8 protein-coding genes are annotated in these 7644 nt (G+C 44.3%); 5 read left to right on the top strand and 3 right to left on the bottom strand.

All coding sequences use genetic code 11. The features are described 5' to 3' along the window. Nucleotides 1-191 precede the first annotated feature (191 nt). Together NC996_RS23635 and NC996_RS23630 are read right to left on the bottom strand one after the other, a co-directional pair. Nucleotides 192-1844 (bottom strand): hypothetical protein, encoded by a 1653-nt coding sequence (locus NC996_RS23635; protein WP_190686751.1) that lies wholly within the window; start codon nt 1842-1844, stop codon nt 192-194. Nucleotides 1845-2095: 251 nt separating this feature from the next. Further along, nucleotides 2096-2806 (bottom strand): gamma-glutamyl-gamma-aminobutyrate hydrolase family protein, encoded by a 711-nt coding sequence (locus NC996_RS23630; protein WP_190686748.1) that lies wholly within the window; start codon nt 2804-2806, stop codon nt 2096-2098. Nucleotides 2807-2878: 72 nt separating this feature from the next. Here NC996_RS23630 and NC996_RS23625 point away from each other — a divergent pair, with 72 nt between their 5' ends. Next, nucleotides 2879-3052, top strand: coding sequence for a hypothetical protein (locus tag NC996_RS23625; protein ID WP_190686746.1), 174 nt, complete (start codon nt 2879-2881; stop codon nt 3050-3052). A gap of 14 nt (nt 3053-3066) precedes the next feature. Here the strand turns inward: NC996_RS23625 and NC996_RS23620 are convergent, their stop codons facing one another. Continuing rightward, the gene (locus NC996_RS23620) at nt 3067-3240 is read right to left on the bottom strand and encodes a hypothetical protein (protein ID WP_190527119.1); all 174 of its coding nucleotides are present in this window, start codon (nt 3238-3240) and stop codon (nt 3067-3069) included. A gap of 137 nt (nt 3241-3377) precedes the next feature. Here NC996_RS23620 and NC996_RS23615 point away from each other — a divergent pair, with 137 nt between their 5' ends. The 4 genes from NC996_RS23615 to NC996_RS23600 all read left to right on the top strand — a co-directional run bounded on the left by NC996_RS23615 (nt 3378) and on the right by NC996_RS23600 (nt 7642). Beyond that, nucleotides 3378-3641, top strand: a complete 264-nt coding sequence (locus NC996_RS23615) for a hypothetical protein (RefSeq protein ID WP_190410057.1) — start codon at nt 3378-3380, stop codon at nt 3639-3641. A 106-nt stretch (nt 3642-3747) separates the two neighbouring features. Beyond that, the gene (locus tag NC996_RS23610; protein WP_190410056.1) at nt 3748-4113 is read left to right on the top strand and encodes a response regulator; all 366 of its coding nucleotides are present in this window, start codon (nt 3748-3750) and stop codon (nt 4111-4113) included. A gap of 211 nt (nt 4114-4324) precedes the next feature. Beyond that, on the top strand, nt 4325-4885 hold the full coding sequence (locus NC996_RS23605; RefSeq protein ID WP_190667094.1) for a sugar O-acetyltransferase: 561 nt from the start codon (nt 4325-4327) through the stop codon (nt 4883-4885). 57 nt (nt 4886-4942) lie between these two features. Continuing rightward, on the top strand, nt 4943-7642 hold the full coding sequence (locus NC996_RS23600; RefSeq protein WP_190686743.1) for a glucosidase: 2700 nt from the start codon (nt 4943-4945) through the stop codon (nt 7640-7642). Nucleotides 7643-7644: the final 2 nt, after the last annotated feature.

The raw sequence follows: 7644 nt of genomic DNA, 5'->3' as shown, positions 1-7644 counted from the left end.
TTATGAACTTCGGCTCAGTCAAAGGTAAGATGAGTAAAACTTATGACCGGCAGCTAGCAATCGCCTAATTTTAGACCCCATATTACCCCAGCGACGACTTTTGCAAGAGGTCTAATGATTTTCGTCCCTCAATTTCTGAAGTGGATAACAGCGTCTCCTAAAGTTTCTGTTGTACCTTACAGAACCCCGGACTAGAGTTGCTTAGCGATAGATTCAAGAGGATTAGGTTGAGCATTTTTTGGATATTGCGGCACCACCCTGGGGTAAGGATTGATCGAAGCCTCATCAACCCAGCCGGAATAATATTTGACGCTAGTAGAATTCTTCGACAAATTCACTAAATCCAAATCGCCTCGCATGGCATTAAGGTTGATGCCACCGCTAGGATTGCGCTCTATAGAACCAATGCCTCTAGGACCTCCCCCAGAGTGACACTCACACACTTCATCAAATCCTCGGACAAAGCGCGAACCGTCCCAATGCCAGTCATTACCAGGCCAGGAGACAGGAGAAAACCACACCGGCGGCTTTTCCGATGATCCAAAAATTTCAGACCAAGAAGTTGCCCCCTGCCCATCCAGCGTCACTGTGAAGCCTGTTTCATATCTGACTTCGTAACGACCTTTCCGGCGCGGCAGAGGTTGATCGTTACTGGTATAGTCTGTAGGCAACCACCAGAGAACTTCAACGGTTTTTCCCGCAGTCGTATCGAGAGTAGCCGCAGGGGTGTCGTTCAACAATGCGCTGTAGAGAGGCACTTTCTCGGTCGGTAGTTGTGCGGTGATGGCAAATCGCCAGCATTTCCAATCAGGATTATCGGGAACTGACAATTGCAACTGGCAGACCCCGTTGCCTGTACCAACCCAAAGCCGATCTGATTCCAGCAATAACCGATCGGGAATTACACCGATGAGCGGGCTGTTGTCTACGCGGTACGAAGTCACAGAACCAGATTGCAGGTCAGAAGAGTCGGGACGGTACGCGACTAATCCCATTCCTGGTGAATAGTTGTTGCCTTCTCCACTAATTTTTGTTGCCATCCAGAATGTTGGGTGATCGCGAGTTCCTGCAATCTCGAAATCGAGAATCTCCTGTCTATCCATCCCTTGTGGATGAATAACTGTCCATTTCTGCTGCTGCGGCTGATAACCAACGAGAGTTGTTTTGCCGGTATACCCTTCTCCTTGCGGAAAGGCAAGCGACCACCACAAGCGATCGCCTACAATTTTAGCGGCGGTAATGTAAGGAAAGCTCAGACAACCGCCTGTGTATAGGGTTTGAGTTTTTGGTTGCTTATTTTCGGGCGTAATTAGCGTAATTACGACTTTTGCTTCTTTTTGGCAATCTGGAGTTTCTGAATTCCCTTCACGACTTACCCGATATTGATAAGTCTTGCCTTTATGTTCAATCGTTTCGTAACGAGAAGGCAGATTTAACTCTCCTCCCAGTGCTTTTTGATGCTTCTCTGGCTGAGAAACAAAATTTTTGGGGAGGCTTCCTGGTTGCACAGAAAAATTACTACTATTTTTGTCAAAAACAAAATCATACTTGCGGGATTGAAACTTTACAGTATCGCCAGCAGTCACAATGTTGCGGATGTGAAAATCAAATTGCTGAGAAGGCAATTCATCTTTATCGGAAACCAGTTTTGGCAATTTAGTTGCTGAATTATCCGAATTCGCTATCTGGGAACTTTTGTCAGTTTGTGAAGTCGTTTTTGAGTTTGAAGCCGTCGATTTAGTAGAATTAGTTGCTTGCTCAATTGCCTGAGGTGATTGAGGAGTTTGAGCTGCACAGGCATTGAGAATTCCAACAATACCGAAAATTGCCACGAGACGCTTCATCGAGAGGTTTTTTCTCTTTTTGGAAAAATCATTTAATAGGGAAATCACGTCTAAACACAGATGAACACGATAGAGATAGATACAATCTTCGTTTTTGGATTTCCCGATAAGTAAGGGTGCGAAAAAAGCTTATTTAAATAACACTTTCGCTAACGTTTATTAAAGGTCTACAAAACAGATTTTTTTCCCGTTTCAGCCTTTTCGAGATGTGTCCGTGCCTTGTAGTCGAGAACACGTGGATCTCTTGAAAATTAAATTGTGCGCTTACGTGCTGTCTCGACTAACGCCTGAAAGATGCGTTGCTGATAGGGATCTTGGAGAGCGAGTTCTGGATGCCACTGAAGTGCGATCGCCCAAGGATGCTGTTTGTGTTCCATCGCTTCAATTACACCATCAGAAGCGCGTGCCGTAACCCTCCATCCTGGTGGTACTGTCCGCACCGCTTGATGATGCCACGAGACTATCTCCGACTCTGTAATGCCAATCATCGCTGCTAGGCGACTATCGGGGTCAATTTGCACATGATGTTCGCAGAAGCGAGACTGATGGGTGCGGTGCGCGATCGCGTCACCAAATTCATCCGGCAGATGCTGCACCAAATTGCCACCCGTTGCGACTACCAAAATTTCCAAGCCGCGACAAATCCCTAGCACTGGGATATCTGTATCTAAAACCAGCTTGGCTAAAGCTAGCTCAAAGGTATCGCGCTGATGATCGACGTTATAAACTGTGGGATGGGATGAGTCGTTGTAAACCGCGGGGTCAATATCACCCCCGCCAGAAAAGATTAAACCATCAATTCTTTCTAAAATGGCTGCGGGATCGGGTTCTCCCGGCGGTAGTAACATCGGTAAGCCACCCGCTAAGCGCACTGCCTCTACATAGTCGCCTCTAATGCTAAACAGGCGCGTATCCAGCTGACCAGCGGTAGTAATTCCAATGAGTGGCGGCTTAGATTTCATTTTCTGATGTTAGCAGTTGATCGGGCGATCGCTCTGGCTCCGTAACCTCAGCATTGCGAGATTTTATCCCTGATGCTGGGAATCGAAAAACCTCTCCTATTGCTTCCAGTCTCCATCCTGAGAGAAGCTTCCGGCAATAAAAAGCGATCGCTGTCTGTGCAAGGTAGCCAATTGCGAAATCTACCGCAACATCAAACGAGCGATCGCCGTCTTTGCATTCTTAGGCTGAGTTCCCCTCAAGCATGACTGTTTTTGCAGATTTAGCGTGTCGCAGGCAATACAGTTTGCTGTGCTGTCTTGGGACTTTCAACAGCGTATGGAGGCAAGGAGAAAGTAGCTGAATTTTTGAGGGAGACGCGATCGCCTTTAGATCGCCTTTGTTGGGTGCAACGTGCCGTAAACTCTGCATCGGTGAAGCTAAGCCAGAACATCATCCCTGCTGTTTAGTAATTCAGGAAAGTTGATATTTGTGAATATTCCCTAGGGGGTAATCAAATTAGGTTAAATTTAGGTTAAGGTAACATCTACAAGAGATTTTGAAATTAAGACTCAATGTCATAAAAAGATAGCCATGATTAATCCTGACCAAGCGAGCAAAAACAGCTTTCTTTACCCTCAAAGCCGCTATTACGGCTCATTTACGCCCGAACAACTCGCTTTTAATGCCAATTTGCAAGAGTTTGCTCATAAAGTTGGCTACATTTCTGCTCTAGAGACCGGAGGCAAGCTTGCTCCCGAACAGGCATATGAACAAGTGAAGCGTCTCTGGAAACAGTTGAAACAGAGCAAGAAGGCACTCTCGATTGGTGGAGATCGACCCTCAGAAATAAGATAGTTTTTAGAGAGTCGCATTATAAAACTGATACAAGCCAGTTGAGCAATGGAATTGCTGAATACCCCTTTTGTTGTCAGAGCGTCATTGAATGGCTAGATAGGAACTGATGACAAAAGTGTTGGTGATTGAAGATGAAGAAGTCATCCGTGAGAGCATCCTAGACATCCTGATTGAAGGAGAATTTATTGCCATTGGTGCTGAAAATGGCAGCATCGGAGTGCAATTGGCAAAAGAATTGCGTCCCGATTTGATTTTATGTGATGTAAGAATGCCAGAACTTGATGGGTACGAAGTTCTCAGGGCGCTTCGTTCCGATCCGGTTACAGCTCCAATTCCCTTCATCTTTCTCACGGCTGATACTACTGAAAACTTCTTTCACCAAGGGCAACTCTTAGGTGCAAACGGTTATCTTGCTAAACCGTTTACAACTGCTTCACTTCTAGAAGCGATCGCTACTCATATGAGAAAATAATCCGACTTTCTTATTCTTAAGCAGGTGCTTGGGAATGTCTATTTAAATTTACGACTAAAGGGGGAGGCGGAGCCTCTCTTTTTTTGCCTTTAGGCAGATGCCAGTAAATGAGGAAAGTTTGGCATGGACAAGCGGCTATTTCTCATTGCTTTCTCATCACGCCTGTAGACTTTCAACGCATACTTGTAGAGAAAGTGCAGGAAGCAACGCCGTGGAAAAAACGGAAAAACAGAAGATGCTGGCAGGCGAACTATATCTAGCGTCTGACCCGGAACTCGCTGCTGGAAGCAAACGGGCGTCTCGTCTATTAAGAATGTACAATGCGACAACTGAGGAAGAGCTAGAGTTGCGATCGCAAATTCTCAACGACTTGTTCGCTCAGGTAGGCTCAACGGTTCAAATTGTACCGCCATTTCACTGTGACTACGGTAGCAATATTTACGCTGGCAACGGGTTGTACATGAATTATGGATGCGTAATTCTAGACTGCAATACCGTTCATATCGGTGACAATGTTTTGTTTGGTCCCTACGTGCAAATTTACACCGCCTATCATCCGACCGATCCTGCAATTCGGCAAACGGGTCTAGAACTCGCTACACCGATTAAAATTGGCAATAATGTCTGGATTGGAGGCGGCACTATCATTTGTCCAGGGGTAACAATTGGCGACAACACCACGATTGGAGCTGGCAGTGTTGTTGTTAAAGATATTCCTGAAAATGTTGTGGCTGCTGGAAATCCCTGTCGCATTATTCGACCAGCAACTTAAATTTTTGTTGAGTTTAATTAGAATTCATTAGAAAATTTTTAATCATTTAACAGTAGGATGACTCCAGAAGAAACTAGATTACAAGAAGACCGCGATCGCAAGGCTCATTGGCGGCGATGGGGTTCTTATTTGAGCGAACGACAGTGGGGAACGGTCAGAGAAGATTATAGTCCTGATGGCTCGGCTTGGGACTATTTTACCCACGATCAGGCTCGTTCTCGTGCTTATCGCTGGGGAGAAGATGGGATTGCCGGAATTTCGGATAACCATCAGCGACTTTGTTTTGCGATCGCGCTTTGGAATGGAGAAGATCCGATCCTAAAAGAAAGGCTTTTTGGCTTAACTGGAAAGGAAGGAAATCATGGCGAAGATGTCAAGGAATATTACTTTTATCTTGACAATACTCCCACTCATTCTTACATGAAATGTCTTTATAAATATCCACAACAAGCCTTCCCTTATACTCAAATCATTGAAGAAAATAAGTGTAGAGGTTATCAAGATCGAGAATTTGAATTACTTGATACTGGAGTTTTTGATTCTGATGCCTATTTCGATATTTTTGTTGAGTATGCCAAAGCTTCACCAGAGGATATTTTAATTCAAATTAGTGCTATCAACCGAGGAACTGAAGAGAAAACGCTGCATCTTCTCCCGACTCTCTGGTTTCGTAATACCTGGTCTTGGAATAATTCTGAAGATAAGCCCAAAATCAAAAAGCTCAAAAGTGACGATAATCTAAGTATTTTAGAAGCTACTGAAGCAACGCTGGGTGAACGCTGGCTTTATTGTGAGGGGAATCAGGGTGCGGAAACGCCGCCCCTACTGTTGTTTACAGAAAATGAAACAAATCAGGAAAGATTGTTTGGGGTAAATAATCCCTCGCCCTACGTAAAAGATGGAATTAATAATTATATTGTCAGCGGTCAAAAAGATGCTGTAAATCCTAACCAAACAGGAACTAAATTTGCTGCCAATTATAGATTAAGAATTGCTGCGGGCGAAACCAAGGTGATTCGACTACGACTAACTGATTCACCTGACTTTGCAGAACCATTTGGTGCGGATTTTGACACAGCTTTCCAAAATCGCAAACAAGAAGCTGATGAATTTTACGAAAAAGTTACTTCTCCTTGTTCGCTAACAGAAGACAGGCAAAATGTGCAGCGGCAAGCTTTCGCGGGAATGTTATGGAATAAGCAATATTATTACTATGTTGTAGAGGAATGGTTAAAAGGCGATCCGATTCATCCGTCACCCAAGTCGCGCCAAAGCATTAGAAATTCTGAGTGGATTCATCTTTTCAATGATGACATTATTTCCATGCCGGACAAGTGGGAATATCCTTGGTTTGCAGCCTGGGATTTAGCCTTTCATGTCATTCCCTTAGCAACAATCGATCCGGATTTTGCAAAGCGGCAACTCGATAGATTGACGCGGGAATGGTATATGCATCCCAATGGTCAATTACCAGCCTATGAATGGGATTTCAGCGATGGTAATCCGCCAGTTCATGCTTGGGCAACATTCCGCATTTACAAGATTGAACAAAAAATGTATGGTCGCGCTGATAAGAAGTTTTTAGAGCGCGTGTTTCAAAAATTACTACTCAATTTTACCTGGTGGGTGAACCGCAAAGATATCGGAGGGAAAAATGTATTTCAGGGAGGTTTCTTAGGAATGGATAACATTGGTGTCTTTGACAGAAATGTAGAACTTCCTACAGGCGGAAACCTAGAACAGTCTGATGGTACAAGTTGGATGGGAATGTACTGTCTAAATATGCTAGCGATCGCGCTAGAGTTGGCACCGGAAAATTCCGCTTACGAAGATATCGCCAGCAAATTTTTTGAACACTTCCTTTATATCGCTGATGCGATGAACTGTATGGGCGATGCAGAGACATCTCTGTGGGATGAAGCTGATGGTTTTTACTACGATATGCTGCATCTACCTGATGGTAGCTATTTGCCATTAAAAGTGCGGTCAATGGTTGGGCTGATTCCCCTATTAGCAGTTGCCACGATTGAACCAGAAACTTTAGAGAAACTTCCAGGTTTTCAACAAAGAATGCAATGGTTTATTCAAAATCGCCCTAACCTAAAGCAAAATGTTGCGTGTATGGAAACGCCAGGGGTTGGTGCTAGAAGATTACTGGCGATCGCTTATCGAGATAAACTGCGCCGGATATTAGAGAAAATGCTCGATGAGAATGAATTTTTAAGCTCCTATGGGATTCGCTCCGTTTCAAAATTTCATGCGAGTAATCCATACATTTTTGAGGTAAATGGAGAAGAATACCGGGTAGATTATGAACCCGCAGAATCCAGGAGCGGCTTATTTGGGGGAAATTCTAACTGGCGCGGGCCTATCTGGTTTCCGATTAATTATTTAATTATTGAAGCTCTTCAAAAATTTCATTACTACCTGGGTGATGATTTCCAAGTCGAGTGTCCCACAGGTTCTGGTCAAATGATGAATCTCTGGGAAGTCGCCACAGAATTGTCGCAAAGGCTAACCCGAATTTTCCTTCAGGATGAATCAGGTAAACGTCCGGTTTATGGCGACTCGGAAACCTTTCAAAATAACCCGCATTGGCGCGATTTAATTCTGTTCTACGAATATTTTCATGGCGATAATGGCGCAGGACTGGGCGCTAGTCATCAAACTGGCTGGACAGGTGTAGTCGCTAAACTCATTCAGCAATGCGGCGAATACGGCGGACAAAATCAAGCTTCCAAACCTGCTCAAAAATAGAC

It is taken from the genome of Trichocoleus sp. ST-U2, assembly GCF_039961875.1.
Classification (GTDB): domain Bacteria; phylum Cyanobacteriota; class Cyanobacteriia; order Cyanobacteriales; family FACHB-T130; genus FACHB-T130.
Note: the sequence above shows the minus strand (reverse complement) of the source record. Positions and strands in the feature narration are given on the sequence as shown.